General features: G+C 44.0%; 28 protein-coding genes. 10 read left to right on the top strand and 18 right to left on the bottom strand.

What is annotated here, in order from left to right:
• Positions 1-2: 2 nt before the first annotated feature.
• From PSI15_RS06375 to PSI15_RS06340, 8 genes are all read right to left on the bottom strand, one after another.
• Positions 3-515, bottom strand: coding sequence for a host cell division inhibitor Icd-like protein (locus tag PSI15_RS06375; RefSeq protein ID WP_273582799.1), 513 nt, complete (start codon positions 513-515; stop codon positions 3-5).
• A gap of 72 nt (positions 516-587) precedes the next feature.
• Positions 588-1,109: a GPO family capsid scaffolding protein gene (locus PSI15_RS06370; protein ID WP_273582798.1), complete on the bottom strand. Its 522-nt coding sequence runs from the start codon at positions 1,107-1,109 to the stop codon at positions 588-590.
• The gene (locus PSI15_RS06365; RefSeq protein WP_273582797.1) at positions 1,106-2,125 is read right to left on the bottom strand and encodes a P2 family phage major capsid protein; all 1,020 of its coding nucleotides are present in this window, start codon (positions 2,123-2,125) and stop codon (positions 1,106-1,108) included. Before PSI15_RS06365 ends, PSI15_RS06370 begins: the two co-directional genes overlap by 4 nt.
• 22 nt (positions 2,126-2,147) lie before the next feature.
• Entirely contained in the window at positions 2,148-2,987 is an 840-nt protein-coding gene (locus PSI15_RS06360) for a hypothetical protein (protein ID WP_273582796.1), read from the bottom strand.
• A gap of 134 nt (positions 2,988-3,121) precedes the next feature.
• Entirely contained in the window at positions 3,122-3,364 is a 243-nt protein-coding gene (locus PSI15_RS06355; RefSeq protein WP_273582795.1) for a helix-turn-helix transcriptional regulator, read from the bottom strand.
• Between the two features lie 394 nt (positions 3,365-3,758).
• The gene (locus PSI15_RS06350; protein WP_273582794.1) at positions 3,759-4,499 is read right to left on the bottom strand and encodes a hypothetical protein; all 741 of its coding nucleotides are present in this window, start codon (positions 4,497-4,499) and stop codon (positions 3,759-3,761) included.
• On the bottom strand, positions 4,496-5,767 hold the full coding sequence (locus tag PSI15_RS06345) for a tyrosine-type recombinase/integrase (protein WP_273582793.1): 1,272 nt from the start codon (positions 5,765-5,767) through the stop codon (positions 4,496-4,498). The genes PSI15_RS06350 and PSI15_RS06345 overlap by 4 nt, the downstream gene beginning before the upstream one ends.
• A 190-nt stretch (positions 5,768-5,957) precedes the next feature.
• Positions 5,958-6,821 carry a YicC/YloC family endoribonuclease gene (locus PSI15_RS06340; RefSeq protein ID WP_273582792.1) on the bottom strand — a complete coding sequence of 288 codons (864 nt, stop codon included), beginning with the start codon at positions 6,819-6,821 and terminating at the stop codon, positions 5,958-5,960.
• Positions 6,822-6,945: 124 nt separating this feature from the next.
• On the opposite strand from PSI15_RS06340, the gene rph reads away from it, so the two are divergent.
• Positions 6,946-7,689, top strand: coding sequence for a ribonuclease PH (rph, locus tag PSI15_RS06335; RefSeq protein ID WP_273582791.1), 744 nt, complete (start codon positions 6,946-6,948; stop codon positions 7,687-7,689).
• A 100-nt stretch (positions 7,690-7,789) separates the two neighbouring features.
• Positions 7,790-8,431 carry an orotate phosphoribosyltransferase gene (gene pyrE, locus PSI15_RS06330; RefSeq protein ID WP_045967836.1) on the top strand — a complete coding sequence of 214 codons (642 nt, stop codon included), beginning with the start codon at positions 7,790-7,792 and terminating at the stop codon, positions 8,429-8,431.
• Positions 8,432-8,690: 259 nt separating this feature from the next.
• Here the strand turns inward: pyrE and slmA are convergent, their stop codons facing one another.
• The 3 genes from slmA to coaBC form a co-directional block, all read right to left on the bottom strand.
• On the bottom strand, positions 8,691-9,290 hold the full coding sequence (slmA, locus tag PSI15_RS06325) for a nucleoid occlusion factor SlmA (protein WP_273582790.1): 600 nt from the start codon (positions 9,288-9,290) through the stop codon (positions 8,691-8,693).
• A 159-nt stretch (positions 9,291-9,449) separates the two neighbouring features.
• Positions 9,450-9,908 (bottom strand): dUTP diphosphatase, encoded by a 459-nt coding sequence (gene dut / locus PSI15_RS06320; RefSeq protein ID WP_045967840.1) that lies wholly within the window; start codon positions 9,906-9,908, stop codon positions 9,450-9,452.
• Positions 9,886-11,130, bottom strand: a complete 1,245-nt coding sequence (coaBC, locus tag PSI15_RS06315; RefSeq protein WP_273582789.1) for a bifunctional phosphopantothenoylcysteine decarboxylase/phosphopantothenate--cysteine ligase CoaBC — start codon at positions 11,128-11,130, stop codon at positions 9,886-9,888. The genes dut and coaBC overlap by 23 nt, the downstream gene beginning before the upstream one ends.
• Before the next feature lie 258 nt (positions 11,131-11,388).
• On the opposite strand from coaBC, the gene radC reads away from it, so the two are divergent.
• From radC to PSI15_RS06280, 7 genes are all read left to right on the top strand, one after another.
• Positions 11,389-12,081, top strand: a complete 693-nt coding sequence (radC, locus tag PSI15_RS06310; protein WP_273582812.1) for a RadC family protein — start codon at positions 11,389-11,391, stop codon at positions 12,079-12,081.
• Between the two features lie 188 nt (positions 12,082-12,269).
• Positions 12,270-12,506 (top strand): 50S ribosomal protein L28, encoded by a 237-nt coding sequence (rpmB, locus tag PSI15_RS06305; RefSeq protein WP_045967846.1) that lies wholly within the window; start codon positions 12,270-12,272, stop codon positions 12,504-12,506.
• A gap of 11 nt (positions 12,507-12,517) precedes the next feature.
• Positions 12,518-12,685 (top strand): 50S ribosomal protein L33, encoded by a 168-nt coding sequence (gene rpmG / locus PSI15_RS06300; protein ID WP_010847629.1) that lies wholly within the window; start codon positions 12,518-12,520, stop codon positions 12,683-12,685.
• A 74-nt stretch (positions 12,686-12,759) separates the two neighbouring features.
• Entirely contained in the window at positions 12,760-13,878 is a 1,119-nt protein-coding gene (locus PSI15_RS06295; RefSeq protein WP_273582788.1) for a glycosyltransferase family 4 protein, read from the top strand.
• 189 nt (positions 13,879-14,067) lie between these two features.
• Entirely contained in the window at positions 14,068-14,271 is a 204-nt protein-coding gene (locus tag PSI15_RS06290) for a hypothetical protein (RefSeq protein WP_273582787.1), read from the top strand.
• A gap of 16 nt (positions 14,272-14,287) precedes the next feature.
• Positions 14,288-15,409 carry a glycosyltransferase family 4 protein gene (locus PSI15_RS06285; protein ID WP_337928471.1) on the top strand — a complete coding sequence of 374 codons (1,122 nt, stop codon included), beginning with the start codon at positions 14,288-14,290 and terminating at the stop codon, positions 15,407-15,409.
• Positions 15,390-16,568 carry a glycosyltransferase family 4 protein gene (locus PSI15_RS06280; RefSeq protein ID WP_273582785.1) on the top strand — a complete coding sequence of 393 codons (1,179 nt, stop codon included), beginning with the start codon at positions 15,390-15,392 and terminating at the stop codon, positions 16,566-16,568. The genes PSI15_RS06285 and PSI15_RS06280 overlap by 20 nt, the downstream gene beginning before the upstream one ends.
• 65 nt (positions 16,569-16,633) lie before the next feature.
• Here the strand turns inward: PSI15_RS06280 and rfaL are convergent, their stop codons facing one another.
• Entirely contained in the window at positions 16,634-17,881 is a 1,248-nt protein-coding gene (gene rfaL / locus PSI15_RS06275) for an O-antigen ligase RfaL (RefSeq protein ID WP_273582784.1), read from the bottom strand.
• A 117-nt stretch (positions 17,882-17,998) separates the two neighbouring features.
• On the opposite strand from rfaL, the gene mutM reads away from it, so the two are divergent.
• Positions 17,999-18,820 carry a bifunctional DNA-formamidopyrimidine glycosylase/DNA-(apurinic or apyrimidinic site) lyase gene (mutM, locus tag PSI15_RS06270; RefSeq protein WP_273582783.1) on the top strand — a complete coding sequence of 274 codons (822 nt, stop codon included), beginning with the start codon at positions 17,999-18,001 and terminating at the stop codon, positions 18,818-18,820.
• A gap of 34 nt (positions 18,821-18,854) precedes the next feature.
• Here mutM and coaD read toward each other — a convergent pair whose 3' ends face one another.
• From coaD to rfaQ, 6 genes are all read right to left on the bottom strand, one after another.
• Positions 18,855-19,343: a pantetheine-phosphate adenylyltransferase gene (gene coaD / locus PSI15_RS06265; RefSeq protein WP_273582782.1), complete on the bottom strand. Its 489-nt coding sequence runs from the start codon at positions 19,341-19,343 to the stop codon at positions 18,855-18,857.
• Positions 19,306-20,115, bottom strand: coding sequence for a glycosyltransferase family 2 protein (locus PSI15_RS06260; protein ID WP_273582781.1), 810 nt, complete (start codon positions 20,113-20,115; stop codon positions 19,306-19,308). The genes coaD and PSI15_RS06260 overlap by 38 nt, the downstream gene beginning before the upstream one ends.
• Complete coding sequence (gene waaA, locus PSI15_RS06255) at positions 20,115-21,392, bottom strand: lipid IV(A) 3-deoxy-D-manno-octulosonic acid transferase (RefSeq protein ID WP_273582780.1); 1,278 nt, start codon at positions 21,390-21,392, stop codon at positions 20,115-20,117. Before waaA ends, PSI15_RS06260 begins: the two co-directional genes overlap by 1 nt.
• A gap of 104 nt (positions 21,393-21,496) precedes the next feature.
• Entirely contained in the window at positions 21,497-22,600 is a 1,104-nt protein-coding gene (locus PSI15_RS06250) for a glycosyltransferase (RefSeq protein ID WP_273582779.1), read from the bottom strand.
• On the bottom strand, positions 22,597-23,727 hold the full coding sequence (locus PSI15_RS06245; protein ID WP_273582778.1) for a glycosyltransferase family 4 protein: 1,131 nt from the start codon (positions 23,725-23,727) through the stop codon (positions 22,597-22,599). Before PSI15_RS06245 ends, PSI15_RS06250 begins: the two co-directional genes overlap by 4 nt.
• Positions 23,724-24,794, bottom strand: coding sequence for a putative lipopolysaccharide heptosyltransferase III (rfaQ, locus tag PSI15_RS06240; RefSeq protein WP_273582777.1), 1,071 nt, complete (start codon positions 24,792-24,794; stop codon positions 23,724-23,726). The genes PSI15_RS06245 and rfaQ overlap by 4 nt, the downstream gene beginning before the upstream one ends.
• Positions 24,795-24,857: the final 63 nt, after the last annotated feature.

Below are 24,857 nucleotides of genomic sequence, written 5' to 3'. Positions count from 1 at the left end.
GATCAACCCTCTCTCTTTGGTTGCACAGGTAAACGACCTGCAAACAAGAGCACAAAATCATGAATAAGCAGTATTCTTGCGTTGTGTTCATCTGGCGCGGTAGCCTCAATACGGCAGGGTGTAGCGGTAATATCAGAACGTTTTACGCACAGGAATATAAATTTAAATTGAGTTTGGGTAGGGATAGCCATCATAACGATGATCTCCATTCGATGATTTATGCAATCACCGCCAGAGTTTCCACGCTCAGTAGGGGCGGTGACGTTATCAGAGGTGGAAATACTGGCTCGAATGGATACCAGCCACCCTTTCGGGTGCTCCGATAACGCCACCATTGAATTCAGATAGGCGTAAGCCGCCATTAGATAGGCATTATTTACGACATAAAAAAAGACGCATGTGGCGTCTACTGTCGCCATTCGAGTATTCAGGTTTCCACGCCCGACGTTAGATTTTGCTAACGTATTTTCAATATAGCCCAACCGCTTAGACGGATGCAACCTTTTTATTTTCATGATTAAAATCGGCTTAAACTGCGAAGTTGATAGAGATAGGGGAAATAGCCCGGCCTAAACCGGGCAAACGCATTAACCTGCGGAGATAGCGGTAAACCAACGATTTTTCGTATTTTTGAGTCCATCCGAAAGGTTAAATACTGCCGGAGAACTAATCGAAAACTTACTTTTCTTGCGGGAAAAGTGAGAACGATTAATACTGAATTTTAATCTGTCTGTTCCAACGCTCGCAGGGCTGTCTGTAACAGCAAGACCTCCCAAATAAAAAATCCCCTGTCCTTGGAAATCTTCTTCAACCTCGATAGAGCAAAATAATTTTTGTCCCTGCCTGTTATATTCCATGAGCTTTAGATTCGGTCTTAATCGCAAGTAGAGCCGTGCTTTTCCATCAATGACATCGGTTCGGGCTGCGAGTACTTCCCCTAAATTATCAAGATTGCGGTTATGTTCTTCCCAGATCAATGCGGTGTAATAATGGGGATCGTAGGTTTCTGCTATTTCATTCAGCCATTGCGCTTCGATAACACGTCTATCAATGGTTTGCCCCTCAGTCGCAACACAAATCCAAGTCGTCATTAAATGTGATTCACTCATAGGGAAAATACCCCTTCTTCAATGTGGATCGCATTTTCATCAACGGCTGCATAAAGGTTGCTATCCCCTAAGCCGTAACCCTCGTTACGCAAATAACTGTGCTCATACACTTGTCTTTCATCGACAAATTCTGCGCGGAAACGCCGGGTATTTTTTTGCGTATAGATATGCAAATTATCTAACGTAGTCACAACCAATCGACGACCTGGCATAAACGGGGGAATGAGTGCAAAGCGCCCCGCAATGGTACTGAGTGCCATTTGGCTGGCTTGAATATCTGCCGCTTTATCCGAAGCACTAAATAATTTCTCTCGATAGAGTGCCGCCAGTTCTGAACCGACCAAGACCACTAAGCGAGGATCTTCGCGGAATTCCTCAGGGATTTTCTTGATGATAAGATAGTTTGCGATAGCATCTAAATTAGGGAAATCCCCATTTTTGCCTAAGACAATTTTATCGGTGATCACTTGTGAACCCTGATTAAATTCTTTCGCTATTGCGTGCCAACCCCGATTAACATCTTGCCCGCGTTTATAGATATCGGGTTGAGTCGGATAGGCACAGAATTCACCATTAAAGCCGATTCTAACCATGTCTAACGAAACCGTTTTAGAAAACAAGTCAGACATCACTTTAGTGAAGTGTTCATCATCCCCACTGCCACTGTTGGCAATGAGTGACATTTGTTCATAAGAAATTGCGGCGCAGGTATCTGTTTCTTCTAAAGCATAAGGAGCGCTTTCCATGTTGGCACGTTTATGGAATCGCCCGTCAATGACTCTTCCCGTATGGAGAGTATTATCCCCTAAATTAACCGTATCACCGTTTTCTTGACTCACATCCGCGAGTGTTAATTTATTTAGAAACCAACTTGAATCTGAAATAGCGACGCGTAATAGATTTTCAGAAGGAGAAGAAATATAAAAAGTATCACTGTTGCTAGAGGAATATTTAGCCCCACGGGTAAAATTGGCGTGAAAAGTTCTGGCCGCATCTGGAATGGCGGTAATATACATAATGATTTCCTTGTTTTTTAAATTACATATAGCTCAATTTATCTTGAGTTCTATTTTTAGCATTGACCATGGCATTAACGTATTCATCAGCGGTTAACACATGCTTTAAATGATGACTTTCTTTTCTATAATATAATTTATAGTAATCACTTTGATAAACGGGAGTATGATTCAACCTATATTTATCTTTTGGAGTAACACATTGACTAATGACTTTATTAACACAACGTTCTAACTCATCCGTCGCTGATATAATTAGTTTGCATGCGCGACTATGTTCCCAATCCATTTCTGATAATAAAGCATTTAAATTCACTGTTTCTCTGGGGATAGATTCTAATAGTTCTTTTTTAAACCCCGTTATCTTTTCAGAAAATAACCATTCAATAACCGGGTATAATAAACCATAGAGACCATTCATTTTCTCCAGTTTACCTCTCTCACGCTTAATAGAGTCTTCTTTCCTTTCTACTGCGTGGTGCATATCAGTAATCCAAACTCGGGTACTGAGATGATAGCCAGTAGGTTTACTTATTTTACCATTTTGAGCATTATTTAATATGTCAACCAGACTTTTCAGTTCAGCCTCCTGTTTTTCAGGCAGCTTTGAATAATTCGATACAACACTTCGCCCCCTCTTAATAAGAAATTTTATTTCTTCTACAGAAGGAATAAGATTATCAAAGTTAAATCCTGTGATTTCAGTGAATTTTTTAATTGAATCTTTCATTTTTGCCAGTTGATATAATTCAATAGTTCGAATCATAAATCCGGTGTCTTTACCATTCTCTTCAAACGGTATGAACTTGTAGTTAAAGATATATGATAGGTTTTCATCTTTATAGAATGATACTTCATTCATAACCTGTGTCCTTTTTATGGTTATATATGGGCGTAAAAATTCAACACCTATTTATTGATGTTTTTGGGTTTGTTAGTTATGTTGGATAAGATTTAATTTATCATAAAGATAAATCAATAAAGTTATAAATAAATTTATATAACTATAGATTCTCTTCGTGATTTTTTATTTTCTACCCATTGACGTATTTCTGCTGCATCAAAGACAAAAAAACCATCCTCTAATTCAAAAGGCTGCGGTATTTTTTTATCTTTAATCCAACGGTGTAATGTTGAATCAGATATACCCAGAAAGTCTGCGGTATGGCGTTTACGTGCATTACCGATTTCAGGGTATGGGCTTGTATTTTTCATGCGAGGGTTTTTCTGCTTCGTCATGCTGCTTCTGGCCTCCCTATGTTATGCCTATCTCTGCTGTGACGTGTTAGGAGCATTCTAGGGCTTAAAAAACACGATTTCCACCAAGAATGGAATCCATTGAAACAATCATAAAATCCATTGAAACTATTTTATTCCATTGAAAAATAAGGTTGGCGATGAATTTTAAAGATTAGGATAAAAATCAAACATCTGATAATTATTTTAATTATATCAATTCGTTATGTTATTTGTGTGGTAGGTGGGGTTAGTAATCATATAACACCATATAACACCATATAACACCGTGTCATACCATGAGTAATATTGACCATCATTGCTCATTACTGCTCGTCATTGTTGCTTACTTTGCAAGCAACAATATTCACGGGTAGGTTTATGGTGATTTAGTAGTCTATTGTTTATGAACCAATTGTTCATTGCTCTCATTTAAGTAGTAATCAGCATCTCTTAGTTTGTCATAGAATGTGGAGGACCCAACACCGCCTAAAAAGTCTTTGTTCATTCCGTCAGCTAACAAATCTTCGTTCATTTTTTTAACTAAATTTTCGATATCCTCATAAATTTTTTTCTTGTTAGGTTTACCTATTGAGCCGTAATTGTTTGATGGTTGACAGCCATTTATAGTTTTTTCTTGGAGTAGTAGTACAAGTAGCCCAATTAGTTTGTAAGTTCCTTTTTGTTCATCATTTTTGCGGTATTGCCCCTGACCTTTTTTATTCTGCATTGCTATCTTTTGAACTAATTCTTGTCCACCAAAGGCTTTAATGTATGTTTTCCATTCATCATTTTTTCTATGCTCTGTATATGTATTGTTCAGAGCTTGTTTTATTCTTGATGTAATGACCTCTGGGATAAATCCTTCTAAAAGGCACATGCACGGATATGCAGCACCAAACACGATATCAGAATCAACCGCTGAGTTTGTTTTTGTGTCCTGTAACGGATTGACAGCGTTTACATTATTCACAATAGCACTTCTTAGCTGATTAACATGATCTGAATACTCTTCTGGTATATCTTTAACTGCCGTATAAGGATTAATACCAAGAAGTGAAAGAGCTACAGCATTGGGAGTTGCAAGCCCTTGGGATGAAAATAACTTAAATACATCAATCTCAGGTGGCTTCTTCATAAAAATTTCCGTTTAATTTGTTTTATTGGAGTAATGTTGTAGTCCTCGCCTTTCTCCAGCGACACCAGTAAATCACACCATTGAGCTAATGCGGCCTTGCGTTCGTCAAAGTAATCATGTCGGTTATAGATACCCTCAACGCCTTTTATACGATGATTTAAGCAGCGTTCAGCTACAAACGGATCAACACCTAACGCGGCTAAGTGGGTTCTGGCAGTTCGTCTAAAATCGTGGATAGTGAAGTTAGGCATATCAACAGGTAATTCCCGTCTTACTTTGGCGAGCGCAACGGGTAAGGTAGATTCCTGAATATGTGGGATCATGCGATGCTGCATTTTTCTGGCGGGTAGAACATACTGACTACCACAAGCCATAGCCTTTAATTCCATAAACCACTCTATAACCTGTGGGCACAATGGAATGTCTACCGCATCACCGTTCTTGCTGCGTTCTGCCGGAAAGTACCAGACTGCCTTTTTAAAGTTGAATTCTTCCCAGCGTGCGGCGCATAGCTCCATTTTTCGCAAGCATAGAGCAAGCAGTATCTTAAAACTGATTTCATTCTGGCGGCTGATTGAAGACGTTCTGAACGTTCTCAGTACAATGATTAATTCTTCTCTGGTTAGCCATCTATCGCGTGATACTTCTTTCCCGCCAGCGTCCGCAACCTCAAATGCCGAACACGGGTTAATCTCTATCATCTGCCGCTTAATGGCATAATCAAACATGCGCCTTAGCCACCGTAGAACATCGGTCGCCATAGTGGGTGCGCCTCTGTCTACAATGCTCTTTAGCATTTCATCAATATGACGAGGTTTCACATCCTCTAGCTTCATATGACCAATGCGAGGGTTAATATCTTTGTCTATGCGTCTGCGGAGTATATCGGGGTGTTTCCAGCGTGGGAGTATTTGGCGCTCAAAATATTCAGCTGCTAAGTCTGATACCTTTATAGCGTTCTTTTCAGCCTCAATCTTTGCCAGCGCTTCGGCCTTGCGCTCCTGTTTCTCTCCGGCAACGTCATAGCCCAAAGCAACACGTGCGGACAACTCACGGGTAAGCTCTCGCGCTTTGGCTAGCGATAGGTCAGCATACGTTCCCAAATTCATGGTTCTGGACTTTCCAGCCAATTTATATCTGAAACGCCATGCTGGAATTCGGTCAATCTCTCTAAAGCGTAAATATAGCCCGTTACCGTCCGCTTTCCCTTCGAATCTTTCGCCTGACTTTATCCACGCCCTGATCTCTTTGTCTGTGAGTTTAGGCATTGTGCAATCTCCAATGAAAAAAAGTAGGGGTGTACCCAAAATAGTTTTTTGAATGTTTCATGGGTACACCTTTGGGTACACCCTAATCATGCGCTATTGTGATTCTCTCTGCAATGCTCTGATAGTAAAAAAGCCAGTTACAACAAGGTGTATTCTGGCTTTTTGAGGTGTTGTGATTTGCTAAGAAATGCTATTCAATATTTTGAATCTGCTCGCGCATTTGCTCAATCAGCACTTTCAACTCAATCGCAGAATTGGTGATATCCGCATTAATGGATTTTGAAGCCAATGTATTCGATTCGCGGTTAAATTCCTGCATCATGAAATCCAACCGGCGGCCAACGGCTTCTTTTTTCTTCAGGATATTGCGTGTCTCTTTAACGTGGGCATCCAGACGATCCAACTCTTCTGCCACATCAATACGTTGAGCTAATAAAATGAGTTCCTGCTCTAGGCGGCCATTATCCAACTGAATTTGTGCCTCTTCCAGCTTGGTCTGCAAGCGTTCGCGCTGCCATTGCAGGATTGCCGGCATTTGTTCCCGGACTTTCATCGCTTCCACGGTGACCGCATCCAAGCGCTGTTCAATCAGTGTCTTAAGTGCTTGTCCTTCCGTCTCACGACTCTGGATAAACGCATCCAGTGCCAGATCTAATTCCGCCAGTAATTGGGCACTGATGGCATCCAAATCCTGCTCTTCGGCAGACATCACGCCCGGCCAGCGCAGGATATCCACCGGATTAATTTCACCTTCGTTACTTTGCTGTTTCACCCAGCTTGCCGCTTCAACCAGTTGTTTTGCCAGATTTTCATTCAGAATTAAGGCGCTTTGGGCAAGGGTGCCCAGCTCAAAACGCAGGTTGCACTCCACTTTGCCGCGCGTCAGGCGGGAACGAATGCGCTCACGGATGACAGGTTCAAGGCTTCTGAATTGCTCTGGCAGGCGAATATAAGTTTCCAGGTAACGCTGATTGACAGAACGCAGCTCCCAGGCTGCATTTCCCCAATCTCCCTTGATATCTCGCCGTGCAAAAGCGGTCATACTACGGATCATAATTCATTCCCAATTTATAAAATGATGGGCGGATTATAGCGCTCCATGTAGATGCAGGATAGGCATTCGCCGCTTTAGGCCGTATAATGCGCCCCCAATAATGATGAACAACGGAGATCACACTATGAGCTTAGTAGGAAAGCGTCCGGCGGGAAGAGCAGCGGGGCAGGTGCGTCCTATTAAAATGACCCGTCATTACACTAAACACGCGGAAGGTTCTGTGCTGGTGGAATTTGGGGATACCAAAGTGTTATGTAATGCCTCCGTTGAAGAAGGAATTCCACGTTTCCTGAAAGGTCAGGGGCAAGGCTGGATCACGGCCGAGTACGGTATGTTGCCGCGGGCGACCAATAGCCGTAATGCGCGTGAAGCGACCAGAGGCAAACAAACCGGCCGCACGATGGAAATCCAGCGCCTGATTGCACGTTCGCTGCGTGCTGCTGTTGATTTGAAAAAACTGGGTGAATTTACCATTACGCTGGATTGCGATGTGATCCAAGCGGATGGCGGTACGCGCACAGCAGCTATTTCTGGTGCTTGTGTCGCATTGGTTGATGCCCTGAACAAGTTGGTTGCGGATGGCAAACTGAAAGAAAGCCCACTGAAATCGATGGTTGCAGCAGTCTCTGTTGGGATCGTTGAGGGTGAAGGACGTTGTGATCTGGAATATGTCGAAGACTCTGCGGCTGAAACCGACATGAATATCGTTATGATGGATGACGGCAGAATGATTGAAGTACAGGGCACGGCAGAAGGTGAACCGTTCAGCCATGATGAATTGCTCTCACTGCTCTCATTGGCAAAAGAGGGACTGGGGACTATTTTCAAAGCGCAGCGAGATGCGTTGGAACAAGACTCATTAAAATAAGCAATAAATCAGGCGGCGGAAGAGTCGCCTTTTTTATGCCTGCAATATACCTGATACCTGCAATAGTAATGAATGACAAGATCAAAGAGGAGAGACTCCAATGAAAGCCTATCAGCGCGAATTTATTGAACTGGCACTGAAAAAACAGGTGCTGAAATTTGGCGAATTTACGCTGAAATCGGGTCGCAAAAGTCCGTACTTTTTCAATGCGGGTCTGTTTAATACCGGGCGCGATTTGGCGTTGATTGGCCGTTTCTATGCGGCAGCGCTGCTGGATAGCGGAATTCAGTGTGATTTGCTGTTTGGCCCGGCTTATAAGGGGATTCCGATTGCGACAACCACCGCAGTGGCACTGGCTGAACATCATGATATTGATATGCCATATTGCTTTAACCGCAAGGAAGCCAAAGATCACGGCGAAGGGGGTTCATTGGTTGGCAGTCCGCTGCAAGGCAATGTGGTTGTTGTCGATGATGTTATTACCGCCGGTACGGCGATCCGTGAGTCGATGGAAATCATTAAGCAGCACGGGGCAACGCTGTCTGGTGTGATTTTGTGTCTGGATCGTCAGGAACGTGGGCGTGAAACGCTTTCAGCGATTCAGGAAGTGGAACGTGACTACCATTGCCAGGTTTTCTCCATCATTACCCTGAATGATTTGGTCAGTTATTTACGCGAAAATCCAGAGATGCAATCCCATTTGGAAGCGGTGGAAGCGTATCGTAAAGAATACGGTATTTGATGGGCAGTCAATATTGCCAGCAGTAATGATAGGTTGAGTGAAAAAAAATCCCTCGCCCAAGGGTGGGCGGGGTGAGTAGTAGAAATGGCATCTATCATAGTAAGGATGGTGACAATGATGCCATTATTGAGCTACTGAGTCGTGAACTCAATGAGCCGAAACATAGTAACACAACTCAATAAAAAATCCGCACGTTATCCTTCGCTGCTAATAAAAGATGCGAACTTATGATGCTGCGATAAGCGATTGTCGTGGCAGATTATTGTAGTTGGGTCAGCATTAAAGGCCAGCGTATTTCAAATTCAGTTGTCGGGCGATAGCGAAACTCAGAGCGAACAAAACGGGAGAGCATCCCTTCACAAAACGCCAGTAATTGTGAGGCCAATACGGTTTCATCATAACTGAACCCCTGTCCATCACGGATTTTTTTCTCTTTTAAAATTTGGCGAAGTTGCACTTCGATTCGCTCAAATAGCTGATTGATGCGATTTTGCAATCTGTCTTGTTCAAACATAAGCGCATGACCGGTCATGATACGGGTAAGTCCCGGATTTTTTTCCGCAAAGCCCAAAAGAAGGGCGAGGATTAACCGAACGCGCTTGATGGTGTCTTTTTCATCTTGCAGGATCAGATTGATACGTGAAATCAAAGAATCTTCGATAAACTCAATCAAGCTGTCAAACATCCGGGTTTTGCTCGGAAAATGACGGTAAAGCGCGGCTTCAGAAACACCAACGTTGGCGGCGAGTTTTGCAGTCGTAATGCGTTGGCTGCCATCACTGGATTCCAGCATATGTGCCAGTGCCTGTAAGATTTCCTCACGCCTGTTTTTCTTTTTTGTACGTTCTTTTTCTGCCATGTCTGATAAGACCCCTGCTAAAACAACAAAACAAATCCAGCTATTTTTTGCTCACAATGTTATTGCAGGCAAGAACGTTGCTGACAAAAACGTTATTGGCAAAACATCGTGGGCAAAAAATATGAAAATTAGGTTGACGGTATCAGGCTTTATGGAAAGTTATTGACGACCGGAATGACCAAATCCACCACTGCCGCGCTGGCTCGCATCAAAATCTTCAACCAAATTAAATTCAGCCTGTACAACCGGCACAAAAACCATTTGGGCGATGCGTTCACCGGGTTCGATGGTGAAAGTTTTATCACCACGGTTCCAAACTGAAACCATCAATTGTCCCTGATAATCCGAGTCGATAAGCCCTACCAGGTTGCCCAGAACAACACCATGTTTGTGACCCAGACCAGAACGAGGCAGGATGACCGCAGCCAATTGTTCATCTGCAATATGGATAGCAATTCCGGTTGGCAGAAGTTCCGTTTGGCCAGGCGCCAGTTCCACTGCATTATCCAGACAAGCACGTAAGTCTAAACCCGCAGAGCCAGGTGTAGCATAAGTCGGTAAAGGAAATTCTTGCCCGATGCGGGGATCAAGGATCTTAACGTCGATTTTTTTCATCATAGCGTTTGAGTATCTCGTCTAATAAGCGGTGGCTGAGTTGTAATTTACCACTGTGGGGTAAATGAACACTACCATTGTGCCAGAATAGATGTAATGCGTTAGTATCACTGTTGAAGCCGTGTCCGGCCAGGGATACATCATTTGCGCAAATCAAGTCCAGATTCTTCTGTTTGAGTTTTCCGCGGGCATATTCTTCCACATTCTGGGTTTCGGCTGCAAACCCAACGACAAACGGACGATTTTTTTCCATTGCAGCAACGCTCGCCACAATGTCAGGGTTTTTCACGAGCGTAAATGTGATTTCATCACCCTGTTTTTTGATTTTCTCAGTTGAGATTTGCTTGAAACGGTAGTCAGATACGGCAGCACAACCGATAAAGATATCCTGCGAGGCCGTATTCGCTTGCACCTGCTCATGCATTTCCAGAGCACTGTTGACATCAATACGCTGAACGCCTTGCGGGGTGGGTAAATTAACCAGGCCAGTGATTAATGTTACTTCTGCCCCCCGCTCTGCGGCGGCCTGTGCAATGGAGAACCCCATTTTACCGGAGCTGTGGTTGCTGATAAAACGGACGGGATCTAAGGCTTCACGGGTTGGCCCGGCGGTAATCGTTATGCGCAGCCCGGAAAAATCCTGAACAGTATTGAGATGTTGCGTTGCCCGTTCGACAATCGCCATCGGCTCCAACATTCTTCCCGGGCCGACATCGCCACAGGCCTGGCTGCCTTCATCGGGTCCCCAAATCAAGATATTGCGCTCTTTAAGTACCTTCAGGTTATGTTGGGTTGCCTGTGCACGATACATTTGTTGATTCATGGCCGGTGCCACCGCAATGGGGGCAGCGGAGGCCAGACAAATAGTGGTGACTAAATCATTCGCCATGCCCGCGGTTAAGCGAGCCAGCAGATCCGCGGTGGCGGGCGCGAGAATAATTAAATCAGCCCACTTTGCCAGTTCGATATGCCCCATCGCGGCTTCAGCGGCGGGGTCCAGAAGATCATCAGAGACAGGATGGCCAGAGACGGCCTGTAACGTCAATGGCGTGATAAAAGCCTCTGCGGCGGGCGTCATGACAACGCGCACCTGAGCACCACGATCACGTAAGCGGCGCACCAGTTCGGCCGTTTTGTAAGCGGCGATCCCTCCGCTGATCCCGAGGACGATTTGTTTACCAGAAAGCGGATGGTCAGAAATTTGTTTGCCGGAAAATCCTGTCATGTTGATTGCCCAGAGGTCAGTTGCAATTCCTTAAGATTCTATCACAAGAAAATATTGAGTTGAGAGCCGCGCCTGCTTAGGCAGCCAAAAATGACAAGTTTGCGAAGCGCTACGCAAGCCTCACAAATCGGGCTGGCGATGATTTTTTCATCATGGGATAGTAGCGGCGATAGTAGGCGGCGAGTGAATATCGGTTTGATGGAGGCCATCGTCACGGAGGGTGGTTATGGGGCAAGGAATGTTAAGGGAGGAGTCTGTATGGATGTCACAGCAATGGAAAAAAGCGAAGAATTGCATTCAAATCTTCCTCCCCGTGAGAAATTACTGGCTTATGGGGCGGTTTCTTTAACGGATGCGGAATTATTGGCGATCTTTTTGCGTACGGGAACCCGGGGCATTCCTGTCGTGCAAATGGCGGATAATCTGCTGAAATCGTTTGGTTCACTTTACCATCTGTTATCCGCGGATTACGCCGACTTTTGTTCCCATAAGGGCATGGGATTGTGCAAATATGTCCAGTTGCAGGCGATATCTGAATTGGCAAAACGATTTTTTTCCAGTCAGTTTATCCACGAAGATATTATGAGCAGTCCCGAGATAACTCAGCATTATTTGCAGGACTTATTATCTTGGCAAGATCGAGAAGTCTTTGTGGTGCTGTTTTTGACGAACCAAAATAAAGTTATCTGCCATGATGAAATGTTTAAAGGAACGATAAACAAAGTTGAAGTTCATCCGCGTGAAATTGTCAAACAGGCGGTGAAAGTGAATGCGGCAGCGATTATTCTTGCCCACAATCACCCTTCCGGCAATCCAGAGCCTAGCTTGGCAGATAAATTGGTGACAGAAAAAATTATTGAGGCTTGTGAGTTGGTTGGCGTTAAGGTTTTGGATCATATCGTCATTGGTAAACAATCTTGTGTCTCATTTATGGAAAGAGGTTGGATTTAATACGGTTTTTTCGCGATACGATCATATCTTAGCTGTTCGGGACTTGAGCATCTGCGAATGAGGGCGTATACTACGCCACCTTTGAGGATCTTGGGTTTGACGAGAAGAGCCTATCTCGGCTCCTAAGCCTGACGAGGCGGTCACACCCAATACAAAGCTCGAGCTTATTTGATTTTTGGAGAATAGACATGTCCCGAGTCTGCCAAGTTACTGGCAAGCGCCCGGTGAGTGGTAACAACCGCTCCCACGCATTAAATGCGACTAAGCGTCGTTTTCTGCCTAACCTGCACTCTCACCGTTTCTGGGTTGAGTCTGAGAAACGTTTTGTAACCCTGCGTGTAACTGCTAAAGGTATGCGTGTGATTGACAAAAAAGGTATCGACACAGTTCTGGCTGAACTGCGTGCCCGTGGTGAGAAGTACTAAGGAGCTGAAAAATGGCTAAAGGTATTCGCGATAAAATCAAGCTGGTCTCTTCTGCTGGTACAGGTCACTTCTATACCACAACGAAGAACAAGCGTACTATGCCAGAAAAACTGGAAATGAAAAAATTCGATCCAGTTGTTCGCCAGCATGTTATGTACAAAGAAGCTAAAATTAAATAATTTTAGTGGATTGTGAAAAGCCCAGCATTAGTGCTGGGTTTTTTTATATCTGAACCGTCAAGCGCAGCTCGAAAATGGTTAGAAAAACCTTGAATATCTTACATACAGAATCATCGTGCGGCTGGGGAGGGCAGGAAATTCGTATCCTGACAGAATCTCAGGGCATGATACAGCGTGGGCACCATGTGGTGATTGTCTGTTGCCCAACGTCAACGCTTTACCGTGAAGCTCACCGTTATGGTGTGCCGGTTGTTACACTTCCCATTGAAAAAAAACGTTTTTCCTGTCTGCGAGCAATGCGTCATTGGCTAAAGACCGAAGGTCGCCAATTTGATGTTATCAATACCCATAGTTCTACGGATTCTTGGTTAGTGGCTGCGGCCTGTGCCACATTAAAAGGCATGCCGCCGATCGTCCGAACCCGTCATGTTTCAACTCATGTTTCAAAATCCATTGCGACTCGTTGGCTATATTTGCACGCCTGCCAGCACATTGTGACCACAGGGGAAAAACTGCGCCAATATCTGCATGCACATAATGATTATCCACTCGATCATATGACTTCGGTACCGACAGGGATTGATTTGTCGCGTTTTCATCCTGCAAGTAAGTCCTTGAGTCGTCAGCGCATTGGTATCAAAGACAAGCCAACACTGGGTATTGTTGCCACCATGAGAACGTGGAAAGGGCATCGTTATTTGCTCGATAGTTGGAAAATTCTTCATCAACGTTATCCTGACTGGCAATTACTGTTCGTGGGTGATGGCCCGCAGAGAAAGAATTTAGAGCCGCGGGTTCAGCAGGAAGGGTTGACCGAAAGTGTCATTTTTCTCGGCAACCGTCAGGATGTCCCTGATTGCTTAAATGCAATGGATATCTTTGCCTTACCTTCATTTGGTAATGAAGGTGTACCTCAAGGCATCATGCAGGCAATGGCATGTGGATTACCGGTGGTGTCTACCTCTGTGGGCGCGATTGCCGAAGCCGTGATTGATGGCGATACGGGGTATGTTATCGAACCGAGAAATGTTGAACAATTAACAGAAAAATTAGACTTATTAATTCATGATGCAGAGTTGCGTTTACGGATGGGAGAGGCTTCACTGCAACGGGCTATTCACTTATTTGGCATGGATAATATGTTAGATAAAATGGAGTCTATTTTTTATCGTAGTATAGAAAGCAAGCGGTAATAGTTTGTTTGTATTATTTCTATCTGGATTGGGAAAATAAGCGATATTGTTATTTAACAGTTTAAAATATAATAAATTTTATTTTTTATGGCTATTGTATTTATTCACCGTAAATAGAACATCAAATAACTTTATTGTATAGTACCCCAAAGTGCCAATCCTTGGATTGATAATTTAATATTCATTATTATGCAACTCCAAAATATTTTAATCATCAATATTGCCCGCTTTGGTGACACATTGCTTGTGACCCCGGTTATTCGGGCTTTGAAAGAATTAGCGGTCATTGAACATCCTGTCGATTACAGGCAGGCAACCCGCCAAGATGCAATGTCAGCCATATCGGTAGATCAAGTCTGGCACGCTGTTCAGAATTTGCTGGAAAATCAATGAAAGGATAATGAGCAAAATGAAGATAGGATTTATCGATGTCACTGTGACCATGTCGTACGGCGGTATCCAAACCGCTGTTTGGGAGTTAGCCAAGGCGCTGACAGATGCGGGGCATGAAGTCCATATTTTCGGTGGTACTGGCGATGTCCGGCCTGCATTAGGCGGAAGAAATATCCCTATTCACACTTTCCCATTTATCCCCAGAGCGCGCGTAGTTAACTTTGGACGCCGCTTCCAACGCATTGTTGAACGTTATTCTTTTGCTCGCCATGCCCGTGAAACCGTGATTGCTGAAAATTTTGACTGGGTGATTTTGACGAAACCGTTTGATTTTTTCTGGCCGAGAATGATGCCTGAAACCGCCCCTACCCAGTTTTGCTATATGAGTGGCGGAACCAGTTTTTTTAAAGGGGATCGGGTATTAGGCAAGAAAATCTCGGCTTGGGCTGCATGTAGTCATTTTAATGCCTGGCAGATTCAGCATCACTTCAAGCAATTTCCAAACGTCATCTATAATGGGGTAGATATCGATAAATTCAAACCTGCTGATTCGGCTGTCCGAACTCGGTTAGGCATCAATGAAAAAACGTTCCTGTTAACATTTGCCGGCAGGTTGGTGGGCTGGAAGGGCATGAAAGTTGCCATTGATGCCATGGCATTGCTGCGGGACAAGGACGTAAAGTTATTGATTATTGGTGAAGGTGAAGATTTAAAATTGCTTGAAAAGCGGGTTGCTGCTTTAAGTCTGGAAGAATCCGTCATTTTTCACCCTCCAGTAGGTCATGATCAATTACCTGAATTTTATGCGGCGGGTGATGCGGGTATTTTCCCGAGTATTGGCGATGAGGCATTTGGGATTACTATTGCAGAAGCAATGGCGTGTGGGCGTCCGGTGATTGCCAGTTATATTGGTGGAATACCAGAGGTGGTCGGCAATGAGGGGAGTGCGGGTATTTTGGTGGCGCCCGGTGATGCTGCGGTTATTGCTGATGCGGTGAACCGTCTTTTGTCTCTGCCGGACAGAGGGGAAAATATGGGTAAATCTGCCCGCCAGAGAATTGAAACAATGTACACTTGGGAACATTCTGCCAGACGTTTATTGAACGCCATAAAAAATAATGAAAATTGCGTATATTGATCCTTATCCTGTACCTGATTATCGGGTTGCCTCACTGCAAATTTTGCAGAATGTAGATGCTTTTGCCCGTCAGGGGCATCGTGTTTATCTGATCACCCCAAAAGGCCAAACCCAAGTTGAAGAAATACTTGGCCGGTCGCTGCCACCTTCCGTGGAGCTGATTGCCCTGCACGATATACGACGAAAATGGTATTTCCCGATAAATACTCAGAAACTGTTTTACTTGCAGGTTTCTCACTGGCTTAAAGAACATCAGGTTGATGCGCTTTTTACCCGCAATATTAAAATGGCGAATTACCTGTTGTGTCATCATCCGGATATCCCCCATTTCTTTGAAAGCCATGAAGTATTTTCTCAGTCGTTTAAAGAATCCCATGATTTGCTCAATCGTAAAAACCAACGTAAATATCATAAACTCAGAAAAATTGAACAGCAGGTTTACGAGCGTTCTCAGGTTGTCTTTGTCCTGACCTCGTTATTACAAGAAGACATTTATCAGCAATACAGTGTCAAAACACCGATTGTTGTGGCACCCGATGGCGTTGATATGCTGGCGGTTGAATCGGCTGAACAGACGCTTGCCAGCCGCGATCACCACAGCGCACTGCCTAAAAAAGTGCTTTATTTGGGCAGCCTGCATCGTTGGAAAGGTGTTCCAACAGTAATGAAAGCGATGTTTTATCTGGATAACGTTGAACTGGACATTGCCGGCGGTACAACTGAACAAATTGAGCGATTGCGTCAGGTTGCTGAACAGATTGGCGTGAGTGATAAAGTGACTTTTCTTGGCTTTATTCAACCTAAAAAACGCTTTCAGGTGATTGCTGATAGTGATATTTGTGTTTTGCCCTTGACGAAAACCAGTATTGGCAGCCGTTATACCTCCCCGCTTAAACTTTTTGAATATATGGCGATGGGTAAACCTGTCGTTATTTCAGATTTCCCTTCTATTCGTGATGCTGTGGATGAGGATGCGGTAAATTTTGCGGATAGTGAAAATGCAGAGAGTTTTGCTGAACAGATACAGTGGTTGATTAATCATCCCGCCGAAATGAAGGCGAAAGCTGATTATTCCCAACGATTGGTTGCAGAACGCTTTAATTGGGATCAGCGTGCGAAGTTAATCATGAGTGTGATAGCGGAAAAATTACGCCCATAATCAGCAGCTCTCAGTGATAAATTCAGCCCATGGCATCTGTTGGCTATGGGCTGATATTTTACCGTTTAGTTTATCGCCTTATCGGTTGGTTTCTTATATAACGCAATTATCAGACCAAACAGGATACCTATTTCATTGATATAAGCATTTTCAAAAGCCCCTCTGACGATAAATAAGCCGATAAAAGCAGACAGAAGGATAAGCCCTACTTGGCGGACAATTCCGTTATGTTGACGGATGATTTGTCCCCCGGTCAATAGAGCTGAAAATGTCATCAACACCGTTGTGATCAAACCAAAGACGCCAGCCGAAAACCAAAGTGATAAGAAGATATTATGTGGACCAATTGACGTTCTGAATGTCCAATCAGGATAATCAGCGACACGGCTATTGTAGACTTGATGATAAATTTTATTACCAAAACCATAGCCTTTGATAGGGTTTTCCATGATTAAGGACCAGGCAGAACCTTGGGTGCCGTTACTATAGCGATAGCTGCTATCTGTTTGGGTGAGTTTATGGATCAGCAATCGAGTGTCAGGGTTGGATATCGCTGTCCAGTGTGTCGCGCCAGCCAGTATCCCCAGACATATTGCCGCTGCAAGGGTGAGTTTCCACTCTCTGTTAATCACAATGATAAACACCGTGGCGACGACAATGGCAACCCAGGCACCGCGGGAAAGCGTTCCAAGGAGTAAGAATAAGCTAATCGCTGAGGCAATAATCAACAATAACCAGCTTAATAGAGAGTGCTTCTTCCATAACGCCCAAGTACAAAGTAATACCGGGAAATAGAAAATAAACCCGTAAGAAAACTCGCGGTGATTGAAATTCGTAAACGGCATTTCACCTGTAGCATGGTAATTAATGATGTATTTCGCAATATCGGTGAGTGAGATAGCGGCCATACCGATAATAAAGGCAATGAGGATCATCTTAGCGATATGCTCTTTACTTTCTTGATAGAGCACAATGGGAAGCGTAAAACTGAATAAAAATAATCCATTTAAAATCGGTTTATTCATTTCCTTGAAACTCAATGCAGGATCAATGGAAATTCCCACAGAATAGAACATCGCCAGAACGAACAGTAATACAGATAAAAACAGGTGGTTACGCAATGAACGGGTTACTTGACGAAAATCCTTTACCAGATAATAGAGTGCGGTTATACCGATAAGGATCATGACAAGATTTTTGTATCTTGTGATATCTGGCAGATAAACAAGAATGAGATATAGCCCAACAAGAGATAAATTCCATAAGGATTTCTTGTTATGACTGATGTTAAAACCATTTTTTATATTAAGCATAATAATCAATCTATTTTCTTATATTACCCAATCGAATCTGGCTGCAAATAATACATGAAAACGGTATTGTAATCTGTTCAGATCCACTGTCGTAGATAATTTATTCAAGGAGTTGGTATGCCGGAGCTACCAGAGGTGGAAACCAGCCGCAGGGGGATTGAACCTCACTTGGTTGGCAATGTGATCCAATATGTTGAGGTCAGAAATTCCCGTTTACGTTGGCCGGTTTCCGAGCAAATCATGACGCTTTCAGACAGGCCGGTGCTGAGTGTTCAACGGCGGGCAAAGTACTTATTACTTGAGTTGCCGGAGGGCTGGATTATTATCCATTTGGGCATGTCTGGCAGCTTACGGGTTTTGTTGCATGAACAGCCTCCGGCAAAGCATGATCATGTCGATGTGGTGATGGCCGATGGCAAAATCCTCCGCTATACCGACCCCCGACGTTTTGGTGCATGGCTGTGGAGTGATAACCTGAATATGTGCTCGGTACTGGCTCATTTAGGCCCAGAACCGCTATCTGATCGGTTTGATGGTGAATACCTTTACACGCTTTCCCGTAATAAAAAAACAGCGATTAAGCCATGGCTAATGGACAATAAAGTGGTGGTTGGTGTCGGGAATATCTATGCCAACGAAGCATTATTTGTTGCACGTATCTTGCCTGAACGCCCCGTGCACTCACTGACGCAGCAAGAGGCCCATCTGTTGGCTGATACCATCAAACAGATCTTACGCCGTTCGATTGAACAAGGCGGAACGACACTAAAGGATTTTCTACAATCTGATGGCAAACCAGGATATTTTGCCCAAGAACTGTTCGTTTATGGCAAGAAAGGTGAACCTTGCCCACGATGTGGTGAAAAAAGCGGTGAGAAAATCGACAGTATAAAGTTGGGGCAACGCAGTACTTTTTTCTGCCGTCAGTGCCAGCATTAAGCGCAGGGGGCAGAAGATAATCGCCCCCGCACAATTAATCTTTGCCCAATTTCTTTAGCATTGCCTGTGTGACCGGTTTTGACAGGAAGGATGAAACGTCACCATCATGGCGTGCAACATCCTTGATTAAGGATGATGAAACGAAAGAGAGCGTTTGCGAAGGCAATAAAAAGACACTTTCCAGCTCTGGCATAAAATGTCGATTCATATTGGCGAGTTGCCATTCATATTCAAAATCAGAAACCGAGCGGACTCCACGGATTAAGATATTCGCCTGCTGCTTTTTGGCAAAATTCACCATCAGCTCGCTAAACCCAACCACATCGACATTTTCCAGATGAGCCGTAACTTCTTTTGCCAGCTCGACACGTTCTTCCAAACTGAACATGGGATTTTTTCTGTCACTGTTGGCGATAGCCAATAAAACATGGTCAAACATGTTTGCGGCCCGCGTCACGATATCAAGGTGACCATAAGTAATGGGGTCAAAGGTGCCGGGATAAATCGCTTTTCTTTTCGTCATTGTTTGTACTCTTTATTTGAGTCATTTCCCAAAGGGCCGCGTATTTATTGAAAGTATACTGGGCATTCACCATGGCTAACACCAGACCTTGCTTACCATCCAAAAATCCTGCCCGTAATAGCCAGGTTTTGAAAAATGCCCCCAGCGTATGGCTGATGATAGAAAAATAACGGATTTTTTTACCCTGTTCGTAGCGATGCTTCGCCCAATCTCTCGCATAATTCAATTGTTTTTGCTGAAATTCCATCAAGTTACGGCAAGTCAGGTGACGTAAATCACCTTTTAGCGTCACGACAGGCGCGCCTCGAGTTTCCAGCGATTCATGAACCTGATTATCATTGTATTGGTAACGTTCACGGCAATAAAGACGAGTCACTCTATCGGGATACCAGCCACTGTGTTGCATAAATCGCCCCATAAACAGATTGAGGCGCGCGCAGCGATACACTTTACTGTCATCAGGGTTGGCGAGGATTTGCTCAATGGATGCCTTAAGCTCTGGCGTCACACGTTCATCGGCATCAATCATAAAAATGTAATCGCCGCTGGCATAGGATTGTGCGAGTCGTCGCTGTTGGCCGAAGCCCGGCCATTGGGTATTCGAGTAGACTTTTGCCCCCATCTCACTGGCTATCTGGCAAGTGGTATCGGTGCTGCCGGAATCCAGGACGATGATTTCATCCGCCCAATTGACAGACAGCAGGCAATCCGCAATCAAATCAGCGGCATTTTTGGTGATCATGACAACGGACAGCCGTTTTTTCGCAACCATCAATGGCTCCTTGGCGGGAGATAAGGTTCCAGTAATTTTAGCAAGCGTTGAAGGGCACCTTGGTTCTCATGCAGAACTTCAGCAGCATGATGGCCGTAATAGCGGCGATAATCTTCGTCTGTCAGCAGGCTATGGATAGCGGAACTTAATGACTGGCTATCCGTCACCGTAATCAGCCCATCCGCTTTATTCAGCTTGGCACAGATATCTTTAAAATTGAAGGTATGGGGGCCCATAATCACGGGGATCGCGTGTGCTGCCGCCTCCAGCGGGTTATGCCCGCCTCGCTCGATCAGGCTCCCACCGACAAAAGCCAGATCAGCAATACCGTACAGGAGCATCAGTTCTCCCATTGTATCACCAATCACCACTTGCACATTGGCATCAGGGATCGTGCCGGCACTGCGTAAGATCGCGTTTAAGCCGGCTTTTTGGGTTAATTCAGCGGCTTTGCCAAAGCGTTCAGGATGGCGGGGAACCAGAATTAACAACAGATCAGGAAATTGTTTCAGTAGCTTACAATGTGCGTCCAGAAGGGTGGTCTCTTCCCCATCATGGGTGCTGGTGGCTATCCATACTGGCCGATGAGGTGCCCATTGGCGCCGCAATGTGACGGCTTTTGCGGCAAGCTCTGGTGTCACAGAGATATCGAACTTAAGGCTGCCGGTCACAGAGAGCTGAGAACGTCTTAATCCCAACTCGATAAAGCGCTCACCATCTTCCTGATTTTGTGCGGCGATCAAGGTGATTTTGTTTAAAATGGTTTTAATAAAGCTGCTAATTTTCTGATATCCCGCCGCAGAACGGGCGGACAGCCTTGCATTGGCAATAACCAGCGGAATTTCCCGTTGGTGTAGCGCTGTGATCAGATTAGGCCACAGTTCGGTTTCCATAATGATCACTAACTTGGGATTGACGTGATCAAGAAAACGGTTCATTGAACCGGGCAGGTCATAGGGAAGATAGACATGGTTAACATCATTGCCCAGAGCAGACAGCACCCTTTCAGACCCTGTCGGTGTCATGGTGGTTATCGTAATCGGCAACAAAGGGTAGTGATGCCGTAAAATCCGCACCAGCGGAATGGCAGCCAATGTCTCTCCAACAGAAACGGAATGCAGTAAAATCCCCCCCGGGATGACTTTTTGGGCGCAGAAGCCATAGCGCTCACCCCAGCGTTTGCGATACGCCGGTGATTTGCGACTGCGCAGCAGCAGGCGTAACCAGATAATGGGTTGGATAAGGTAGAGGAGTACCTGATATAAGCGAAGCAACATTCTATCAAATTCACTGACATAGACTGCGGTTATAGTACCACATTGGCTAGAAGAAAGTGTGTAAAATGCGGCGTCCCTTGAACCATAGTTTGGTATTCTGTGTGCTATTTTTCTATTAATTCAATATATTGCTTCTGTATATTGCTTGCCTCAAACTTCTTATACAGTTCATCTGTGATTTGTGGGGGCGTAGCGTAAACCAGTCGTATTTTTTCTGCCAAAGCATCTGCGTCGAGCTCAGATAAATAATTTTTCAATTGACCTGTCATTATCTCTCTCACCCCACCGGGGCAATCAGTGCTGACGACAGGGGTATGGCAAATCAATGCTTCGATTAATACGGTTGGTAACCCTTCACTGTCTGAACTGATCACAACCGCTTTTGCCTCGTTGATAATAGGATGGGGGTTAGAGTGGAAACCCGCCAAAATGACTTTGTCATTTAACCCATGCTCATGAATTTTTACCTTAAGAGATTCTTCTGTTTCTTTGGCACCTTGCCCTACCATGATTAGCTTGCATGGTAGATTTGCCTTTGCAAACGCGTCGATTAATCGGTCTTGGCGTTTTACTTGATGTAAACGTCCGACATGCAGAATGTAATTTAATCCATGATAAGGGTTAGTTTCTGATGCCAGTGCTTTTATTTTCTCAAAATCAAAGGGATTGTAGATGGTTTTTATCTGGCTAGGTTGTATCCCAATATGATTTAGCAGGTCATTGCCAACGGCGTCGGAGACGCAGATAACCTTTTTATTTTTATAAACTTTTTTTATCTTCTCTTTTTTTATCCAATAAGCAAAGCCACTTTTGTTGCTCAAGTATGATTGGGAGAAAATACCGTGAATACAATGCCATACGTTACAGGTTGCCAGAGTTTTGGATTTAACGACAATACGGTCAGTTTTATGTAGATTAGAGATAACCAGTACCGGTTTGCCTTGTTGTTGGAAAAGCTGAAATAAAACTTTATCCATCGCCTTAGCCCTGCGGTTTATCTCATTGAGTTTTCTCAGCGGACCTTGGTAATTATCTATACTGGCAATGTAATGAATATCTTCCGGAATGGTGTAATCCAATTGAGTATTGAGTGAAAGTAATGAAACTTGATAGTTTGCTTTACTCAAACTATCTGCAAGACGAAGAGTCACATTTTCAGCGCCTCCTCCGGGCAATCCATCGATGATAAAAAGAATGTGTTCTTTCACTGTGTTAAAACTCGTCGATAAAGGTCGATTAATTGTTTAGATAAATTCTCAGGAGTCGCAGTGATTATTTGGTTTCTGGCGGCAATAGACATCTCTGTTCCGAATATATTATCAGGAATGTGATGCACAGCATCCCTTAAATTTTCAATATCTAATGCGTCACAGATAAAACCATTTATCCCTTCGGTGATGAATTCTGCTCCCCCGCATGTCGTGCTGGTAATGACGGGCAAACCGCACGCCATCGCTTCAAGGATCACATTGGGAAATGGATCATATAGCGTCGGCAGTAGTAAAGCATCAGACAGTTGATAAAAGGGCAAGGTATTTTTTTGTAACCCCATGAAACGAATACGATGAGGACATCCTAACGTATTTGCCAGCGCCTGATATTTTTTCTGTTCTTTGTCTTTGCCGATAACTAATAGATAGCAATCTGTCTTCGCGATGGCTTTAATTGCCGCAGATAATCCTTTTCGCTCAAAGCCGGAACCAACATAAATCAAGCATTTTGTGGTTGCGGGGATTTGGTATTGTTGTCTCAATTGTAGACGGGATTGCTCATCAGCAGGAAAAAACTTTGTGTTATCAATCGAATTGTATATCACCGTGATTTTATCTTCGGCGACACCAAATTCTTCGATGATTTCCTTTTTTACCATCTCAGCATTACAAATCACCTTTTTTAAGGCGGGATCGGCATACATTTCTGCTTCGGCCTGCATAACATGGCGGTGATACCGATCGTTTAACAGCCATCGAGCTTTCCATGTTGGCAAGATACGTGCACGTTGATGTAACCAGCGCTTATGAACGCCATCGCCGGCCCGATAAATATCACAGCCGGCAATGCGTTCATGGCTTTGAACTAAATCAAATTGCTCTTTTTGCCATAATTTCCGGGCTGATTGAGCAAAACCCCTTTCGCGGCTTATTCTTCCATATTTAAACGGATCGCATAGGTGAATGTGCCAATTGGGGTTACTTGTACCTTGCCAAGACCGTGTAATGACGTTGAGTTCAAGTTGCTGGTGCTCTAATGCTTCCAACGCTCTGGAAATAAAACGTTCAGCACCTCCATCTGGGCGATACTTTTGACGGACAATGGCTAAACGTAATGGTTTCATGAAATATATTTCCTTGCTGCTGAAATGACGGCATCTGTGGGTATCAGGTCTAAATAGCGTTCGTTTGTATAGGTTTTTATATCATCTGGGTGTGGGATATTGCCATAATCACCCGCCCAAATCACCTCACCAACAGCCTGCCAGGGCCGCCAAAATGTCAGTTTGGATGGACCGAATAATGCAATACAGGGTGTTTCCAGAGCTGCGGCCATATGCATGGGTACTGAATCTACGCCAATAAATAACTTAGCGTGATCAATCAAAGTGGCAAGTTTGGGTAAGGTTAATTTGCCCGCGAGGGAAAGAATGTTCTTTTTGTCATCAGGGCAGTATGACAAGATGGTGGTTACCATTTCCAATTCCTTTTGGTCTGGTCCAGAAGTGATAATAATACTCTGCCCATCTTTATGCAGGGTAGTAATCACTTCTGCCATTTTCTTTTCATCCCAACATTTAAAAAACCATCGAGAGGTCGGTTGAATAACAACATATCTCTCTGGAAATTCATGCTCAGAAAGTGTTTCTTTTATCCATTGTAAATCATTATCACTATAATTCATGGTGACTTTTGTGATAATCGGGTTAATTTTCAATGGCTTTAGGATGGAAAGATTCTGCTCTACGGTATGTAATGAGTCATGATCATCGGTTGGTATGACATCAGTGTGACAAAAACGCCATTTCCAATTTTGTCGTTTAGGGAAATCAAGCCCCAGACGTCTGGGTGCTCCAGTAAAACGGGTAATAAATGCACTCCGCCATTGGTCAGCAAGATTGACAACTAAATCATAATGTTGCTGCCGTAATGCTTTGAGGAGTGCCCACTCATGGCGTAATTTTTCTTTTGTGCCTAGTTGCTTCCACTTACGGTCTATGGAAAAAATTCGGGAAATTTTTGTTGAATTTACCAACATAGGCGATGTTTCCTGATAAAGGAGGACATCAATTTCTGCATTTGGATAGTGGTGGGTTAGCGTACTGATAACTGGTGTGATCAGTAACATATCACCATGATGCTGTAATTTAATCACCAGAATGCGTTTGATTTTATTGTTTTTTGGGGTCATGTGTTGAGTTCTGTGGCATATCAATGTCATGCGGTGATCTTAATGTAAAAATCATAGCGTGAC

Origin of the sequence: Xenorhabdus sp. PR6a, from assembly GCF_028599065.1 — a bacterium.
In the GTDB taxonomy this organism is placed as follows: Bacteria; Pseudomonadota; Gammaproteobacteria; order Enterobacterales; family Enterobacteriaceae; genus Xenorhabdus; species Xenorhabdus doucetiae.
This window is presented reverse-complemented; position numbering and strand designations above follow the sequence as displayed.

Excerpts from the sequence above, each read along its gene's own strand:
- PSI15_RS06375 (WP_273582799.1), bottom strand. The coding sequence starts at position 515 with ATGAAAATAAAAAGGTTGCATCCGTCTAAGCGGTTGGGCTATATTGAA.
- PSI15_RS06370 (WP_273582798.1), bottom strand. The coding sequence starts at position 1,109 with ATGAGTGAATCACATTTAATGACGACTTGGATTTGTGTTGCGACTGAG.
- PSI15_RS06365 (WP_273582797.1), bottom strand. The coding sequence starts at position 2,125 with ATGTATATTACCGCCATTCCAGATGCGGCCAGAACTTTTCACGCCAAT.
- PSI15_RS06360 (WP_273582796.1), bottom strand. The coding sequence starts at position 2,987 with ATGAATGAAGTATCATTCTATAAAGATGAAAACCTATCATATATCTTT.
- PSI15_RS06355 (WP_273582795.1), bottom strand. The coding sequence starts at position 3,364 with ATGACGAAGCAGAAAAACCCTCGCATGAAAAATACAAGCCCATACCCT.
- PSI15_RS06350 (WP_273582794.1), bottom strand. The coding sequence starts at position 4,499 with ATGAAGAAGCCACCTGAGATTGATGTATTTAAGTTATTTTCATCCCAA.
- PSI15_RS06345 (WP_273582793.1), bottom strand. The coding sequence starts at position 5,767 with ATGCCTAAACTCACAGACAAAGAGATCAGGGCGTGGATAAAGTCAGGC.
- PSI15_RS06340 (WP_273582792.1), bottom strand. The coding sequence starts at position 6,821 with ATGATCCGTAGTATGACCGCTTTTGCACGGCGAGATATCAAGGGAGAT.
- rph (WP_273582791.1), top strand. The coding sequence starts at position 6,946 with ATGAGCTTAGTAGGAAAGCGTCCGGCGGGAAGAGCAGCGGGGCAGGTG.
- pyrE (WP_045967836.1), top strand. The coding sequence starts at position 7,790 with ATGAAAGCCTATCAGCGCGAATTTATTGAACTGGCACTGAAAAAACAG.
- slmA (WP_273582790.1), bottom strand. The coding sequence starts at position 9,290 with ATGGCAGAAAAAGAACGTACAAAAAAGAAAAACAGGCGTGAGGAAATC.
- dut (WP_045967840.1), bottom strand. The coding sequence starts at position 9,908 with ATGATGAAAAAAATCGACGTTAAGATCCTTGATCCCCGCATCGGGCAA.
- coaBC (WP_273582789.1), bottom strand. The coding sequence starts at position 11,130 with ATGACAGGATTTTCCGGCAAACAAATTTCTGACCATCCGCTTTCTGGT.
- radC (WP_273582812.1), top strand. The coding sequence starts at position 11,389 with ATGGATGTCACAGCAATGGAAAAAAGCGAAGAATTGCATTCAAATCTT.
- rpmB (WP_045967846.1), top strand. The coding sequence starts at position 12,270 with ATGTCCCGAGTCTGCCAAGTTACTGGCAAGCGCCCGGTGAGTGGTAAC.
- rpmG (WP_010847629.1), top strand. The coding sequence starts at position 12,518 with ATGGCTAAAGGTATTCGCGATAAAATCAAGCTGGTCTCTTCTGCTGGT.
- PSI15_RS06295 (WP_273582788.1), top strand. The coding sequence starts at position 12,760 with ATGGTTAGAAAAACCTTGAATATCTTACATACAGAATCATCGTGCGGC.
- PSI15_RS06290 (WP_273582787.1), top strand. The coding sequence starts at position 14,068 with ATGCAACTCCAAAATATTTTAATCATCAATATTGCCCGCTTTGGTGAC.
- PSI15_RS06285 (WP_337928471.1), top strand. The coding sequence starts at position 14,288 with ATGAAGATAGGATTTATCGATGTCACTGTGACCATGTCGTACGGCGGT.
- PSI15_RS06280 (WP_273582785.1), top strand. The coding sequence starts at position 15,390 with ATGAAAATTGCGTATATTGATCCTTATCCTGTACCTGATTATCGGGTT.
- rfaL (WP_273582784.1), bottom strand. The coding sequence starts at position 17,881 with ATGCTTAATATAAAAAATGGTTTTAACATCAGTCATAACAAGAAATCC.
- mutM (WP_273582783.1), top strand. The coding sequence starts at position 17,999 with ATGCCGGAGCTACCAGAGGTGGAAACCAGCCGCAGGGGGATTGAACCT.
- coaD (WP_273582782.1), bottom strand. The coding sequence starts at position 19,343 with ATGACGAAAAGAAAAGCGATTTATCCCGGCACCTTTGACCCCATTACT.
- PSI15_RS06260 (WP_273582781.1), bottom strand. The coding sequence starts at position 20,115 with ATGGTTGCGAAAAAACGGCTGTCCGTTGTCATGATCACCAAAAATGCC.
- waaA (WP_273582780.1), bottom strand. The coding sequence starts at position 21,392 with ATGTTGCTTCGCTTATATCAGGTACTCCTCTACCTTATCCAACCCATT.
- PSI15_RS06245 (WP_273582778.1), bottom strand. The coding sequence starts at position 23,727 with ATGAAACCATTACGTTTAGCCATTGTCCGTCAAAAGTATCGCCCAGAT.
- rfaQ (WP_273582777.1), bottom strand. The coding sequence starts at position 24,794 with ATGACCCCAAAAAACAATAAAATCAAACGCATTCTGGTGATTAAATTA.